At 72.9% G+C, this 14,465-nt stretch carries 13 protein-coding genes; 11 read left to right on the top strand and 2 right to left on the bottom strand.

Annotation, left to right across the window (positions count from 1 at the left end):
* From ACFSL2_RS09330 to ACFSL2_RS09285, 10 genes are all read left to right on the top strand, one after another.
* On the top strand, positions 1-1,659 hold the full coding sequence (locus ACFSL2_RS09330; RefSeq protein WP_377197590.1) for a hypothetical protein: 1,659 nt from the start codon (positions 1-3) through the stop codon (positions 1,657-1,659).
* 3 nt (positions 1,660-1,662) lie between these two features.
* Positions 1,663-2,019 (top strand): TadE/TadG family type IV pilus assembly protein, encoded by a 357-nt coding sequence (locus tag ACFSL2_RS09325; protein ID WP_377197589.1) that lies wholly within the window; start codon positions 1,663-1,665, stop codon positions 2,017-2,019.
* Between the two features lie 92 nt (positions 2,020-2,111).
* A complete protein-coding gene (locus ACFSL2_RS09320; protein WP_377197588.1) occupies positions 2,112-3,458 on the top strand; it encodes a CpaF family protein in 1,347 nt (448 codons plus the stop codon).
* A complete protein-coding gene (locus tag ACFSL2_RS09315; protein ID WP_377197587.1) occupies positions 3,458-4,381 on the top strand; it encodes a type II secretion system F family protein in 924 nt (307 codons plus the stop codon). Before ACFSL2_RS09320 ends, ACFSL2_RS09315 begins: the two co-directional genes overlap by 1 nt.
* Before the next feature lies 1 nt (position 4,382).
* On the top strand, positions 4,383-5,264 hold the full coding sequence (locus ACFSL2_RS09310; RefSeq protein WP_377197586.1) for a type II secretion system F family protein: 882 nt from the start codon (positions 4,383-4,385) through the stop codon (positions 5,262-5,264).
* Positions 5,251-6,519, top strand: coding sequence for a sensor histidine kinase (locus ACFSL2_RS09305; RefSeq protein ID WP_377197585.1), 1,269 nt, complete (start codon positions 5,251-5,253; stop codon positions 6,517-6,519). Before ACFSL2_RS09310 ends, ACFSL2_RS09305 begins: the two co-directional genes overlap by 14 nt.
* Complete coding sequence (locus tag ACFSL2_RS09300) at positions 6,519-7,202, top strand: response regulator transcription factor (protein WP_377197584.1); 684 nt, start codon at positions 6,519-6,521, stop codon at positions 7,200-7,202. Before ACFSL2_RS09305 ends, ACFSL2_RS09300 begins: the two co-directional genes overlap by 1 nt.
* Before the next feature lie 66 nt (positions 7,203-7,268).
* On the top strand, positions 7,269-7,562 hold the full coding sequence (locus ACFSL2_RS09295; RefSeq protein ID WP_377197583.1) for a hypothetical protein: 294 nt from the start codon (positions 7,269-7,271) through the stop codon (positions 7,560-7,562).
* Positions 7,563-7,588: 26 nt separating this feature from the next.
* Complete coding sequence (locus ACFSL2_RS09290) at positions 7,589-9,136, top strand: OmpA family protein (protein WP_377197582.1); 1,548 nt, start codon at positions 7,589-7,591, stop codon at positions 9,134-9,136.
* Positions 9,137-9,138: 2 nt separating this feature from the next.
* Positions 9,139-9,891 carry a pilus assembly protein TadG-related protein gene (locus tag ACFSL2_RS09285; protein WP_377197581.1) on the top strand — a complete coding sequence of 251 codons (753 nt, stop codon included), beginning with the start codon at positions 9,139-9,141 and terminating at the stop codon, positions 9,889-9,891.
* A gap of 76 nt (positions 9,892-9,967) precedes the next feature.
* Here the strand turns inward: ACFSL2_RS09285 and ACFSL2_RS09280 are convergent, their stop codons facing one another.
* Together ACFSL2_RS09280 and ACFSL2_RS09275 are read right to left on the bottom strand one after the other, a co-directional pair.
* Positions 9,968-11,515 (bottom strand): RNA polymerase sigma factor, encoded by a 1,548-nt coding sequence (locus ACFSL2_RS09280; RefSeq protein WP_377197580.1) that lies wholly within the window; start codon positions 11,513-11,515, stop codon positions 9,968-9,970.
* 279 nt (positions 11,516-11,794) lie between these two features.
* A complete protein-coding gene (locus tag ACFSL2_RS09275) occupies positions 11,795-12,928 on the bottom strand; it encodes an alpha/beta fold hydrolase (protein WP_377197579.1) in 1,134 nt (377 codons plus the stop codon).
* Positions 12,929-13,018: 90 nt separating this feature from the next.
* Between ACFSL2_RS09275 and ACFSL2_RS09270 the strand changes: the two genes are divergently transcribed.
* The gene (locus tag ACFSL2_RS09270; RefSeq protein ID WP_377197578.1) at positions 13,019-13,537 is read left to right on the top strand and encodes a MerR family transcriptional regulator; all 519 of its coding nucleotides are present in this window, start codon (positions 13,019-13,021) and stop codon (positions 13,535-13,537) included.
* Positions 13,538-14,465 lie beyond the last annotated feature (928 nt).

Raw genomic sequence — 14,465 nt, 5'->3', positions numbered from 1 at the left:
ATGGTGACCAAGGTGCTGCTCGCGACACCGTCGCACGAGGTCAGGGACCACCTGGGCCACGTGTTCGCGGAGTCGGACGGGTTCGAGCTGGCTGCCGCGGTGTCCGACGGCGCCGGCGTGCTGACGGCGCTCGACCGGCAGCCGGACGTCGAGATCGTGGTGGTCGACGAGGCCGCCGACGACGGCCGGGGGCACGCCGTGGCCCGCAGCGTCGGGCTCGCCACGCCTCTGACGGGCATCGTGATGGTCGTGGACGCTCACGGCCCGGCCGAGATGAGCCGGGCGATGGCCGCCGCGATGGAGGTGGGCGCGCGGTCGGTGATCGCGCGCAACGCCGGCCTCGAGGAGGTGCTGACCCGGCTCGAGGCCGTGGCGTCGTGGTCGACCATGGCCAGGGCGTCGATCGCCGCGGAGCGGAACGGCGGCCGGGCGGGCCAGGTCGTGGCGATCGCCGGGGCGAAGGGCGGCGTCGGCACGTCCGTGCTGGCCCTGCTGCTCGCCCGTGCGGGGCGTTCAGGCGACACCACCCTCGTCGACCTCGACCTCGGGGCCGGCGACCTGACCGCCTACACGGGGGTGCGCACCCGACGCTCGATCGTGGACCTCGCTGCCGTCGAGGGCGACGTCACCGGGCGCATGCTCCGCGAGACGACGTACGAGGTGCAGGGCGGGCTGCGGATCCTCCCCGCCCCGAGCGAGGGCGAACGGGGCGAGGACATGACGTCTGTGGCGACCCGGTCGATCGTGAGCGCACTGCGCTTCGAGTCCGGCCTCGCGGTGATCGACGTGGGCACCCACCTGGACGAGCCACGCGCCACGGCTCTCGAGTTCGCCGACCGGGTGCTGCTGGTCACCACGCCGGACCTCCCGGCGCTGCGGGCCGCTCGGCGCAGCCTCGCGCAGTGGGACCGGCTGGCGATCCGGCGGCCCGCCGCGGTGGAGCTGGTGCTCAACCGGCGCACCCCGCGGGACGAGGTGACCCCGGCGCTCGTGGAGCGGATCGTGGAACGCCCCGTCGCGTTCACCGTGCCCGACGGCGGCACAGCGTTCTCCGGTGCGGTCAACACCGCGACGCTGCTGGAGACGCCGACGCCCGTGCACACCGCGGTCGCCAAGGCCGGCGCCGCGGCGATCCGGCGGGAGGAGGCCCCGGCGCAGGAGGGCGCCTCCGACGGCCCCACGGAGGTGGAGGCCCTGGTCACCGAATCGGCTCGCCGGCCTGGCCGGGACAAGGCCGCCGCCCGCCGGCGTGCGGGGGCGGAGCGTGCCGACCGCGCGGGCGCGGACCCGGAGGCCGGCCAGTCCACGGTCGAGCTGCCGGTGGTGATCCTGGTGGCGCTCATGGTGATCCTGCTGTGCGTGCAGGGCATCGGTTGGGCCTCAGGCCTGCTGGCCGCGCAGGCCGCCGCGCAGGAGGGCGCGCGGACCGTCGGCGTGCTCGGCTACTACGACGCAGACGGTGACCCGCGCGAGGAGGTCGTCGAACAGGTCAGGGACGACGTACGCGACCGGCTGCCGGACGCGCTGCGCGAGGCCGTTGCCGACTCCGACATCGAGGTGCTGCCCGACACGGTCAGCGTCGACGTGACGGTCTCGACGATCCTGCCCGGTGTGGACCTGTCGGCGTCGTCCTCGGCCACCGTCTTCCGGGAGGGCTGACCGATGGCCGCGAAGACGCGCCGCGAACGCGGCCAGGCGACGGTCGAGCTCATCGGCCTGGTGATCGCCATGCTGCTGGTGGCACTCCTGGCGATCCAGGGGATCACCGTGGCTCAGACGGCGTCGATCGCGCAGGAGGCGGCGCGCAACGGCGCGCGCGCCCTCAGCCTTGGCCAGAGCTGGGAGGCCGTCGTGGAGCGGGCGGTCCCCGACGGGCTCGACCTCCGGGACCGGGGGGCCGAGGTCGCCGACGGGACCGCCCGGGTCTGGGTGGAGGTCTCCGCGCCGCTCGGCGTGGCGGGCATGGAGATCATCGACGTCTCCCTGACCCGAACCGCTGCGTTCCCGGTGGAGGGCTGACGACGTGTGCAGCGGACGGCGTGGGGCGAGGAACGAGGCATGCGCCGGTAACGGAACACGAGGAAGCCGACGCATGAGACGGGAGGACCGACATGGCGCTACGTGACCGGCTGGCCGCCGACGAACGGCACGACGAGGACAACGACCTCGCGAAGGTGTACCGCGAGCGGCTCCTCGAGGAGATCGACGTCGACGAGCTGGCCCGGCTCTCGTCAGCGCAGCGGCGGGTGCGGCTCGAGAGGGTTCTGTCCCGCCTCCTGTCGGTCGACGGGCCGGTGCTGTCGGCGCGCGAGCGCAGCGCCCTGGTCCAGCGGATCACCGACGAGGCGCTCGGGCTGGGTGTGCTGGAGCCGCTGCTGGCGGACGAGTCCATCACCGAGATCATGGTGAACGGACCGCAGGACGTGTTCGTGGAGCGGTACGGCAAGGTGGAGCGGGTACCCGCCCGGTTCGCGTCGGAGGAGCAGCTGTACCAGACGATCGACCGCATCGTGTCGCAGGTGAACCGGCGCGTGGACGAGTCGTCGCCGATGGTGGACGCGCGGCTGCCCAGCGGTGAGCGCGTGAACGTGATCATCCCGCCGCTGGCGCTGGACGGGCCCACCCTGACGATCCGCCGGTTCCCGACGCCGTTCCGGATGGGCGAGCTCGTGGACCGGGGCACCCTGGACCTGACCACGGCGAGCCTGCTGGGCACGTGCGTGCGAGCGCGGCTGAACATCGTCGTCTCGGGCGGTACGGGTTCAGGCAAGACAACGTTCCTGAATGCCCTGTCCGGCCTGATCCCGGACCACGAGCGCATCGTCACCATCGAGGACGCCGCCGAGCTGTCCCTCCAGCAGGGGCACGTGGTGCGGCTCGAGTCCCGGCCGGCGAACGTCGAGGGGCGCGGCGAGGTGGCGATCCGCGACCTGGTGCGCAACGCACTGCGGATGCGGCCGGACCGGATCATCGTGGGTGAGGTCCGCGGCGGAGAGACCCTGGACATGCTGCAGGCGATGAACACGGGGCACGACGGCTCGGTGGCCACCGTGCACGCGAACACCGCCAGGGACGCGCTGGGCCGTCTGGAGACGCTCGCGTCGATGAGCGAGCTCGACCTCCCGGCCGCGACCCTGCGGGATCAGATCAACTCGGCGATCGACCTGGTAGTACACCTGGAACGGGCCCAGGACGGGTCCCGCCGCGTCACAGAGGTGCAGGCGGTCACCTCGCAGCGGCGCGAGGAGTACACGCTCACGCCGCTGATGCGATTCGTCGCCGACCCGATCGGCCCCGACCGCTTGGTGGTCGGCACCTTCGTGCCCGCCGCTGCGCCTCCGGAGCTGGTCGAACGGCTGCAGCGGGCCGGCGAGACCATACCGGCGCCGCCACGTGCGGCGTTGGTGGTGCCTCCCGCGGCGATCGAGCCGGTCGAGACCGATGGCGGTGGTGCCTGATGACGTTCCTGTCCATTGCCCTGGGGCTGGTGGCAACGCTGGTGATGGCGTCAGCGACCGTGGCGACGCTCGTGAGCAATGCCGAGACCGAGCGGCGCATGGTGGAGACCGCCGACCTCGACCAGCTGTCCGGTGTCCCCCTCTTCGCCCGGCTGGACGTGCGGCTGGTCCGGGCCCGGTGGGGACAGCGGCTGGTGGCGCTCCTGGCCGGGGCAGGCCTGCCGACCTGGTCACCGTCCCTGTTCCTCACGGCAGCGGGGGCCGCGGCGCTGGTGGTGGGCCTGATCGTCCTGCCGTTGTTCGGCTGGGCCACGGCAGCGCTCGCGGTGGCAGTGGTGGTGGTGGGTGTCCGGCGCTGGCTGGACCGGCGGCGCAAGCAGCGCGTGGACCGGTTCGTGGCGCAGCTGCCGGAGCTTGCGCGGTTGCTGGCGAACGGCGCGTCAGCCGGGCTGGCGGTGCGCCGGTCGCTCGAGCTCGCGGCGGCGGAGATGACCGAGCCCGCGGCGTCCGAGGTGGAACAGGTCGGCGCCGAGATGGCGGTCGGCCGGTCCATGCAGGACGCCCTCGCCGGGCTGAGCGAGCGGCTGCCGTCCCGCGAGCTCTCGGTGCTGGTGCAGACGCTGACGATCCAGGGCCGTTCGGGCGGCGAGCTGGTGACCGCCCTGTCGGGGATCGGGCAGACGCTGGAGGAGCGTCGCCGGCTACGCCGCGAGGTGGTGACCGCCACGATGGGGGCGCAGTTCTCCGGGTACACGGTGATCGTCATGGCGTTCGGTGCGGTGGCGCTCATGAACGCCTTCAGCCCTGGGGTGGTGGACCAGATGCTCACCAATCTGGCCGGCCAGGTGGTGCTGCTGGTAGCGACCGGCCTGTTCGTCGTCGGCTACGTGCTGGTCCGCCGGCTCGCACGGGTGGAGGTGTGACGTGCCGGAGCTCCTGATCGCGACGGCCGCCGCGCTGCTGGTAGTGCTCGCGATGGTCGCGGGCCGACTCCTGACCACCACCGGGCTGGAGGACATCGAGGCCGAGTACGCACCGGAGGTGGCGCCGCGGCTGCGCGGGTTCGCCGCGGTGCTGGACGTGATCGGCGCGCCGGTGCTGCCCGTCGCCGTACGGCTGCACGGGCGGCAGCGGCTGCAGCAGCTCGACACCTCGATCCGTCGGGCCGGCCGTCCGGAAGGCGTCACGCTGACGATGTTCGTGCGCCGCGAGGCAGCGCTCGTGGTGCTGGGGCTCCTGTTCGGTCTCGCGTTCACGCTCCAGGGGCTGTGGTTCATCGGCGTGCCGCTCGCGCTGGCGCTGAGCGCCTGGATGCGGCTGTGGCTGTTCGGGGAGGCGAACAACCGGCGGCAGCAGATCGACACCGAGCTGCCCGACTTCCTGGACGTGCTGAGCGTGACCGTGACCGCCGGACTGGGCTTCCGGCAGGCCCTGGAGCGGGTGTGCGAGTTCCACGGCGGCGCCCTGGCCGCCGAGATGCGCACCGCGCTGCAGGAGATGAACGTGGGCGTGTCCCGGAGGCAGACCTTCGTTGCCTTGCGCGAACGCAACCGGTCGGCCGCCGTCGGCACGTTCGTGACCGCGCTGCTGCAGGCCGAGGAGCTGGGCGTGCCGCTGGCCGACGCGCTCACGAGCATCGCGTCCGACGTGCGACGCGAGCACGCGGAGAACATCCGCCAGCAGGCGGCACGCGCTGCGCCCATGGTGTCGCTGGCCGTGACGGCGACGATCCTGCCCGGCGCGCTCATCCTGATCGTTTCGGCGGTACTGATCGCGAACGCGGGGGTGCTCGGTGAATTTCTCTGAGCGCCTGAGCCCGGCGCAGGCCATGGACGCGGCGACCCAGCGGGCCATCGGCCCCGCGGTGCGGCTGCTGTGCCAGGTGCGGCTGGCGGTCCTGGTGTTCGCCATGGTGCTGGCACTGCTCGACGGCATGGGATGGCTCGGGGTGTTCCTCGTGGTGCTCGCGGCGCCCTTCTCGTTCGTGCCCGCGCTGAACTGGGACACCCGGGGCCGGGTGTACGCACGCAACGGGATACTGCTGGCCGGCGACACCGCCGTCGCGGTCGTCGCGCTGCTACCGCTGGCCGGGTCCCCGCTGATGGCGGTCTATGCGGCGGCGACCGCGGCCCTGTGGGGGCTCTTCGCCGGGCTGCGGCTCTCCCTGATCATGGCAGCACCCCTGTGCCTGTACCAGGTCACCGCCTACCAGGACGGCTGGCGCGGCTTGATCACCGGTGTCGCCGGCGCAGCGCTGACCGTGGTCATGACCTGGACCGGGACCCACCTGGGCCGGCGGCTGCGCCGACAGTCGCTCCTGTCGGCGAAGCTCGCGGCGGCACGCGAGGAGCAGGCGGCCCTGGCGGAACGGCTGCGCCTGGCCCGCGACCTGCACGACACGGTGGCGGGCGACCTCGCCGGGCTCGCCCTGACCGCCCGCGGGCTTGCCGACCGGCTCGACCGGGAAGGCGTGCGCCCGGGCACCGTCGAGGTGGCGCGCGGGCTCAGCGGCGCCGTCGCGACGGCGCACCAGCACACCCGGCGCGCGCTCGGCGAGCTGCGCGACGAACGCGACGGTACGGCCGGCCCCGTGGCCGAGGTCGCCCGGCGCTGGACGGACCGGACCGGGGTACCCGCCGCGGTGGTCGTCGGGCCCGGCGTGGACGAGGTCGGTGCCGGCCGCGCACAGCACGCCCGCGCGGTCGTGACCGAGCTGCTCGAGAACGTGCGCAAGCATGCGGCCGCCTCCCGCGTGGAGATCACCCTGACCGTGACGGACGGCACGCTGGAGGTGCTCGTGTCGGACGACGGCGTAGGCCTCACCAGCGGGACGCCGCCCGGCCGCCGGTACGGGATGCGCGGCGTCCGGGAACGGGCGCAGCTGTGCCGCGGCGACGCCACGTGGCACCCCGGGCCGGATGGCGGGACCGCCGTCCGGGTGGTGCTGGCGGCGGAACCACCCGGCGCAGCGGGCGCCGGACCGGGCGGCACGATCGCCGTCGGGCCGGGTCGAGCGGGCCGGGCACCTACCGGACGCCCTTGGACAGCGGAGGTGGCTTGATGCGGATACTCGCCGTGGACGACAACCCGATCATCCGGATGGGCCTACGGACCCTCCTGGACGGAACCGAGGGCGTGACCTCCGTGGTCGACACCGGCGACCCCGACGAGGCGGTGGCCCTGGTGCGCGGCGGCCACGTCGACGTCGTGCTCCTGGACGTCCGGATGCCGCGGGTGAGCGGGCTGGAGCTGCTGCCGCAGCTCTCCGGCGCGACGGTGGTGATGCTGACCCACACCGACGACCCGTCGACCGTGTCCGAGGCGCTCGCCGCCGGCGCGGCGGGCTACGTGGTGCACGGAGCGCTGGAGCCCGGGGCGATGGTGGACGCCATCCGGCTGTGCCGGAACGGGAGCCAGGTGGTCTCCGGCGTCTCGGCCGGCCTGACCGCCCCCGGCACGTCACCGGCCGTGCGCGGCCTGCTGTCGCGGCGCGAGGCCGAGGTGATGGACCTGGTCGCGGACGGGCTGTCGAACGGCGAGGTCGCGGCGCTCCTGTTCATCTCCGAGAAGACGGTGAAGAACCACGTGAACAGTCTCTTCGCCAAGCTCGGCGTCACCACCCGGAGCCAGGCGATCGTGCGCTGGCTGCAGTCCGGCACCGACGCCGGTAGTGCCATGGGCCCAGACAGAACGGGCCCCCACGTAGGGCCGGGCACCCTGGGCGCCCGGACCGTCGCTCCATAGATTTGCTGGTGTGGCCGCAGCCCAGAGCCACGGCCGACTACCGGACTTCAACGTGTGGAGGACCCCATGAACAAGTTGACCGAGAAGACAGTCGCCGCCACGGTGGCCCTGCAGGGTTACGTGGCGCGCGCGGTGGACCGCGCGCACGACGACGAGCGCGGCCAGGGCACCGTGGAGTACGTCGGAGCCGTCCTGCTGGTCGTGGCGATCGTCGGCATCGTCATCGCCGCGAGCACGAAGGTCGGCGAATCGATCGTCAATCAGCTCACCGAGGCAGTCACCGACATCGGCGGTGCCGGCGGCGGCGAGGGTGGCGGCGGCGGCGAGGGCGGCGGTGGCGGCGACGGCGCCGACGACTAGGCCTGAGAACAACGACGGGGGTACTGATGCGCCGGATGATGCTCACCGCGCTCGCGGTCGGCCTGGTAGGAGTCCTGCCCGGTTGCGGGCTGGTCGACCCAGGGCCGAGCGGGCCGACCGAGCCCCCGTCCGGCGCACCGGTACCCACGGCCTCGCCGGGAGACACCACGTCTCCCGGCGAGGCTGTCGCCGTCGACCGGGAGTGGCACGACGCGTTGATGCATCTCGAGGTACGTCCCGTCGAGGTGGACGGCGACCTGGCGGTCCTGCGATACGACTTCACCGCTACCCCGGTCGACCCCGAGCGGCCGCTGCTCTCGTCCACCATCCTGCTCGCGTTCGGCGGGCTCGGTAACTCCGTCACCGACGGCCGTGGCGTGCGGCTCTTCGATACCACGGCCGGAGTGGTCCATCCCGTGGCACTGACGCCCGACGGCTCCCCGGCGACGGCGATCGAACCGCTGGACGACGAGGTCGACGACGACGCCGCCGTGCGCGGTGCGGCGACCGCGGTGTTCGCCGCCCCGGAGAACGAGTCGGTGGACGTCCTGTTCCCCGGGTTCGGCACCGTGCACGTTCCCGTGGTCCCGGCAGGCGAGGGCTTCGATGACGCCGTCGACCAGGTGGGCGGCGCCGGCGAGGCGTGGACCACGAAGCTGCGGGCCTACGCGCACGCCTATGACGCCGAGTCCACGACGTCGGCCGAGGACGGCGACGTCACGGTCACGCTGTCCTCCGACGTCCTCTTCGCCTCCGACGACCACACGCTGTCCCCGGCCGCCCGCCGGGTCGTGGACCGCGCCGCAGCCTCCGTCACCGAGCAGGCGGACGACGGCGACGTGCACGTCGTCGGGCACACCGACGATGTCGACACCGACGCCTACAACCAGAACCTCTCCGAACGCCGGGCACGCTCCGTCGCGGAACGCCTGGGTGCCCAGCTCAGCGGCGACTACGCCGTGACCGAGGAGGGCCGCGGCGAGAGCGAGCCGGTCGTCGACGGCATGAGCCCGGAGGCTCGCGCCGCCAACCGGCGCGTCGAGATCCACTTCCAGGGGCGCCTGGTCGTGGAGAGCGACACCGCGAGCGACGTGCCGACCACGGACGCGCCGACGGCGAAGAACGCCCCCGTGACCTTCGCGACGAACAGCGGCGAGTACACCGTCGAGGTCCGGTCGGTGGAGCGCAGGCCAGGGGCGCTCGTCGGCACCCTCGCCGCCGAGCGCGTCGAGGGCGAGTCGGTCGACCCCGCCTGGTTCCTGCCCGCCAACGTGCACGTCGTGGGCGACCGCATGTTCGGCGCCTTGGCCGAGGCCGCTGGGCCCCACAACCTGTCCCTGCTCGGCGCCCAGGAACGGGTGCTGCCCTTCGACTACGTCGTGGAGGAACGGACCGGCGGATTCCTGCTGCGCCGGCTGCTCGGCGACGAGGACATCACCCCGCTCGACCTCGGGGAGCTGGCGCTGGTCACCGTCGTCTGGCCGGACACCGGCCAGGACACCGTGACCGTGGACGGCCCCGACCGCTTCCGGATCACCGACGTGCCGGTGACCGATCCGCCGGCAGGAGACTGACCGTGGCACGCACGACGTCGGACGACCGCGAACGCGGGTCCATGCACGTGATGACGATCCCCGTCGCCGTCGGCCTGCTGAGCGCGGCGGTGCTGGTGATCGTGATGGTGGGCTCGGCGACGAACGACCGCCGCGAGGTGGGCACGGCCGCCGACGCCGCCGCGCTCGCCGCGGCCCAGGAGTGGGACCAGCACCTGGGCCTCCTGCACGGACTGCGCCTCGGGGTGTCCGAGCCCGCGGCGTTCTGGGGCCTCGCCGAGGAGGCGCTGGTCGGCCCGGAGCTCAAGGAGGAGATGACCGAGGCGGCCCAGGTGTTCGCCGAGCGCAACGGGGCGGAGCTGACCTCCATCGAGGTCGACCCCGACAGACTCCAGGTAACCGTCGAGGTGGAGCACGACGAGCTGGTGCCGGGCACCGACGTCCGCTCCAAGGCGTCGGCCACCGCGGGCATCACGCTGCGCGGTGGGCTGTGCGTGGCCACCGACGGCCTGGGGTGGCTGATCGACGGGCTGTGCGCGACCGAGCCCGATCCTGTTGACCCGGGTGTGAGGGACGGTTCGGTGGGCGAGGGGTCGGCAGACGAGGGGTCGGACGGCGGCGGCTCGGGGGACGAAGGTTCTGGCGGTGGTGATGGTGATGGCGGTGATGGTGGCGGCGACGGTGACGGCGACGGTGACGGCGACGTCGAGGAAGAACCGGCGTGGACACCGCCGGAGGTCGATGGCTACTCCAGCGCCGTGGTGCTGGTGGGCTGATCCCGCGGGTTGGGCGTGCTCGCCCGGGCCTGGAGCCGGGCCTGGGCCTGGAGCCGGGCGTGCCGGCGGCCGGGGACTAGGCCGAGGTGCCGGACCGGCCGCGCCGGCGCCGGCGTTTCAGCGCCACGCCACTGAGCAGCGCCCCCGGAACGCCCGCGATGCCCGGCACGGAGAACCAGCTCGTGGCCTGCTTGCCGGAGTCCGGCCCGCGTCCGTTCTCGCTGCCCTTCCCGTTGCTGTTGCCGGGACCCTTGCCGTTGTTGCTGCCCGGACCCTGACCGTTGTCCTTCGTGGGGCCGCGACCGTTGGCGTTGTCCGGGTTGCCGGGCGGGCCGCCAGGGCTGGGCGGCGGCGGTGTCGCGGCGGGCGGTGGTTCTGGTTCCGGTTCGGGCTCGGGCTCGGGCTCGGGCTCAGGTTCCGGTTCGGGTTCCGGTTCGGGAGCGGGCGCTGCCGGTTCCGGGGCGGGGGCCTGCGGCGCCGGGCGTTCGGCGACCGGTGCCGGCGCGGGGGCGCTGCGGGGTGCGGGTGCCGCCTCCGGTTCGGGCTCCGGCTCGGGTGCGGGCGCCGGCACCTCACGCTCCGGCGGTGCCTCGGGTTCCGGGGCCGGAGCGGCGTCTTCCTTGGGCGTGGTCGCTGGGCGCGGCCGGGGGTCGGGGGGCGGGATCGACGGCGGCTTGTCCTGCTGCTTCGGCTCCGGCCGGTCCGGCGCAGCGGGCGGCTCGGCAGCGGGCCCGAGGTCGTGGATGGCCTGGGCGGGGGCTTCGTCGTTCTGGTTGGCGATCAGGGCGGCCGCGCCGCCGCCGATCGCGAGGGCGGCCAGCACGCCGGCGGCGACGACGGTCTCCTTCGGGCCGAACGACCGTGGCCGGGTCCCCGCAGCACCCACGCCAGCGAGGCCGGCACCGGCCGCACCGGTGACCAGCCCGCCGGCCACGAGATGCTGACCGAGGTCACGCAGCATCCAGGACACTTCCCGCACATCGATGAACGCCCGGGTACATTCCCCGCACCCGTCCATGTGGACCTCCAGACGCCGCTGCCGCCGCGGCAGGAGGCGTCCCTTGAGGTAGTCGTGCATCGCGGCGCGGGTGGTGCGGCACTCGGGCTCGTTGACGCCCTGGGCGTGCGCGGCGGCGAACGCGCCGGCCAGGCGTTCCTCGGCGCGGCGCAGCCGCATCGTGACGGCGTGCGGGCGGACACCCAGGTCGCCCGCGATATCGGTCACGGCCTTGTCGTGCACGTGCCGTTCCAGCAGGATCTGCCGGTCGTCGTCGCCCAGGTCGGACAGCGCGGAGCGCAGCATGCTGACGTCGGCCTGACGTTCCGCGTCCAGCTCGGCACCGGCGACCGGGGGCGTCAGGCCGTCCAGGGTGTCGTCCTCGACCGGGCGGGTGCGTCCGGCCTCGCGGGTCATGCTGATCGCCTCGTTGACCGCGGCGCGTCGCCAGTACGGGGCGGGGTCCTCGATCGTGCCGCCGGTGGACACGATCCGGACCATCTTCTCCAGCGCGCGGCTGGCGGCCTCCTCGGCATCGATCCCGGGCACCCGAGCAGCGACCGAACGCACGACATTAGGACGATGCACGACCCAGTCGTCGACTCGCAGGCCACCGGTGGCGGTCACGCGACCCTCCCGTTCTACGCAGAGCTGTTCGCTCGTGAAAATGCCGGAGTGCGCAGTTCGAGGGGAGCCGCGCTGGTGGGGGATACGGGCCGAATATGGCTATTCGGAGTCTCTGCAAGATATGCCCGGAATGGCCCGAGTATTGCGGAGTTCCGCCCGATCCCAACGGCCCTAGCATACGGAATGCGCGCTCGGCACTCCCCGGAGCGGAGATTGGAGAGCGTCCGCGGCCCGTGGTAGTCCGTCGTGAGTGTTCCGGCCTACCCGACGTCTGCCGCGTCATTCCTCGAGGAATTGCAGCAGCTCAGCGGTGACGAATTCAGGATTCTCCTCGACGAGCCAGTGGCCGGCGTCCGGCACGTCCGCCGCCCGCACGATGTTGGTCAGGCGCCCGGCCGTGGTGGCCCGGACCGGGTCGAGCTGCCCCTGTGCGGTCAGGAGCAGCGTGGGCGTGTCCACCGGGTCGGCTGCCGTGGTGTCGCGGACGTCCTGGTCGAGCGAGCGGTAGAGCTCGAAGCCGCCCGTGAGGACCTCGGGACGGCCGTAGGTTCGCGCGTACTCGTCGATCTCGGCCTCGGTGAACGGGGAGCGGTCCGACGTGCCGCCGAACGCCGCTCCCTCGAACGCGACCTGCGGGTAGAACATCGCCAGGTACTCGCGGACGTCGTCGTCGACGAGGTTCTCGGGAACCTCCGGCTGGGAGTGGAAGGCGATGTGCCAGCTCATCGTGCGGTAGGTGGCGGCGTCCAGGGCGGGGCCGGGCAGCGGTAGGTCGAGATACCCGAGGCCCGCGGTGTCGGCCGGGAACTGGGCGGCGTACTGGTACGCCACCGCGGCACCCAGGTCGTGCCCGACCACGTGGGCGTCGCGCACCCCGAGCCGGTCCGCGACGAGGGTGTGCACGTACCGCGCGAGGGTGGCCTTGTCGTACCCGGTAGGCGTGCCGGTGCTGTCACCCAGCCCCGGCAGGTCGACGGCGTAGACGGTGTGCCGCTCGGCGAGCTCCGGCATGATCGACCACCAGCCGAACCACGTCTGCGGCCAGCCGTGGAGCAGGACCACGGGGGTGCCGCTCCCGCCGGTCACGTAGTGCATCCGCACGCCGTCCACCGAGGCGAACTCGTGCCGGAACGTCTCTTCGAACGCGGGGTCGTCCCGGGTGGCGGCGGCGTGGGTGGTGGCCTCGGCGGTGGCCTCGGCGGCCGGCGGGGTGTCGGACTGTGCGGCGGCGGCCGGCGGGGCGTCCGGCTGCCGGCCGTCAGATGTCTGCGAGCCGCAGGCAGCGAGCCCGGTCACGAGCAGGGCGAGCGTGGTGGTCAGGGCCGCCGTCCGGCGTCGTGGACCGAGCGACGCGAGCGCTCTGCCGGTTCTCCGTCCCTTACCGGCGAAGGCGCCGGTGACCAGGGCTGTCATGCCGGAAAGAGCAGTGTGCACAGAGGGCCTCCGAGTGTCGTCGCCCGCAGTGACTTGCGGGCGACGCCCAGCCTGTGACTTCATGTCAACATGAAGTCAACCCCCGCGTCCGGAGAACGGCAGATCTGGACCGTCGGCGACCTCGCCGCGCGGTTCGGTCTGGAGACCCATGTGCTGCGCCACTGGGAGGACATGGGTCTGCTGAGCCCTGCCCGCGACGGGGCCGGCCGCCGCCGGTACGACGCCGACGACGCCTTCCGGGTTGCGACGATCATGCGCAGCAAGGCCGCAGGTATGAGCCTGGAGCAGATCCGGGTGCTGCTCGACGGCGGCGCCTACGACCGGCACGTGATCCTCGAGGCGCACATCGCGGAGCTGGAGCAGCGCATGGCCGAGATGGAGCTGTCCCGCGAGATGGCGCGCCACGCTCTCGAATGCCGCGCCCACGACATCACCGCGTGCCCGAACTTCCGGTCACACGTCCAGGACATCGTCGACGGGAAGATCGGTCAGGGTTCGACCTTGGCGGAAGCGCTACGCGGCGGCTCCCGGCACCTTGCGCGCGTGCCGGTCGCAGGGCCGCCGGTCGAGGGTGCGACCACGGGCTAGGTGTACTGACCTGGCGGTGTCCGGGGAGATTGTTCCTGGCTGCTCTGGCTGCCCCGGTTGGGGACGGGTGCTCCGGCTGCTCCGGCTGCTCCGGCTGCTCGGGGTGCTCGGGGTGCTCGGGGTGCTCCGGCTGCTCCGGCTGGGGACGGCTGGGGACGGCTGCTCCGGCTGGGGCCGGGTGCGCCGGGGTCGATTCCGGTATCGGTCGGTATCAGTCGGTGGGGGCTGGTTCGGGCGAGGTCGGCCCGGCGCCAGAGCTGGTAAGTGTGGCGTCGGATCGCCAGTAATGAGTCCGCCGCACCCGGTGCTCACGCTGAGCCGGAGGTGGGGAGGCCGCCGCGGTCGCCTGATGCCCCCGAACCGCAACTTGTGCGTCCGCGTGCGACCGGGGACGCCGAACCGCAACATCCGTGTCGCCCCCGGGACGCCGAACCGCAACGTCCGTGTCCGCCCTCCGCCTCTCGGGCGCCGAACCGCAACATCCGTGTCCGAGCGCCGCCTCTGAGGCGCCGAACCGCATGGTACGAGTCGCTGACGGCGCCGAGCCGCAAGGAACATGTGCACCACGCTCTGTATTGACTCGTAACCTTCGGCTCGCGCTCATCTGGACGCGTAGGTTGCGGTTCGGCGCCGCTGGGTTGGTGTCTGGACGCGTAGGTTGCGGTTCGGCGCCGCTGGGTTGGTGTCTGGACGTGTGGGTTGCGGTTCGGCGCCGCTGGGTTGGTGTCTGGACGCGTAGGTTGCGGTTCGGCGCCGCTGGGTTGGTGTCTGGACGTGTGGGTTGCGGTTCGGCGCCGCTGGGTTGGTGTCTGGACGTGTGGGTTGCGGTTCGGCGCCGCTGGGTTGGTGTCTGGACGTGTGGGTTGCGGTTCGGCGCCGCTGGGTTGGTGTCTGGACGCGTAGGTTGCGGTTCGGCGCCGCTGGGTTC

The organism is Promicromonospora aerolata, from assembly GCF_042682255.1.
GTDB classification, from domain to species: Bacteria; Actinomycetota; Actinomycetes; order Actinomycetales; family Cellulomonadaceae; genus Promicromonospora; species Promicromonospora aerolata.
This window is presented reverse-complemented; position numbering and strand designations above follow the sequence as displayed.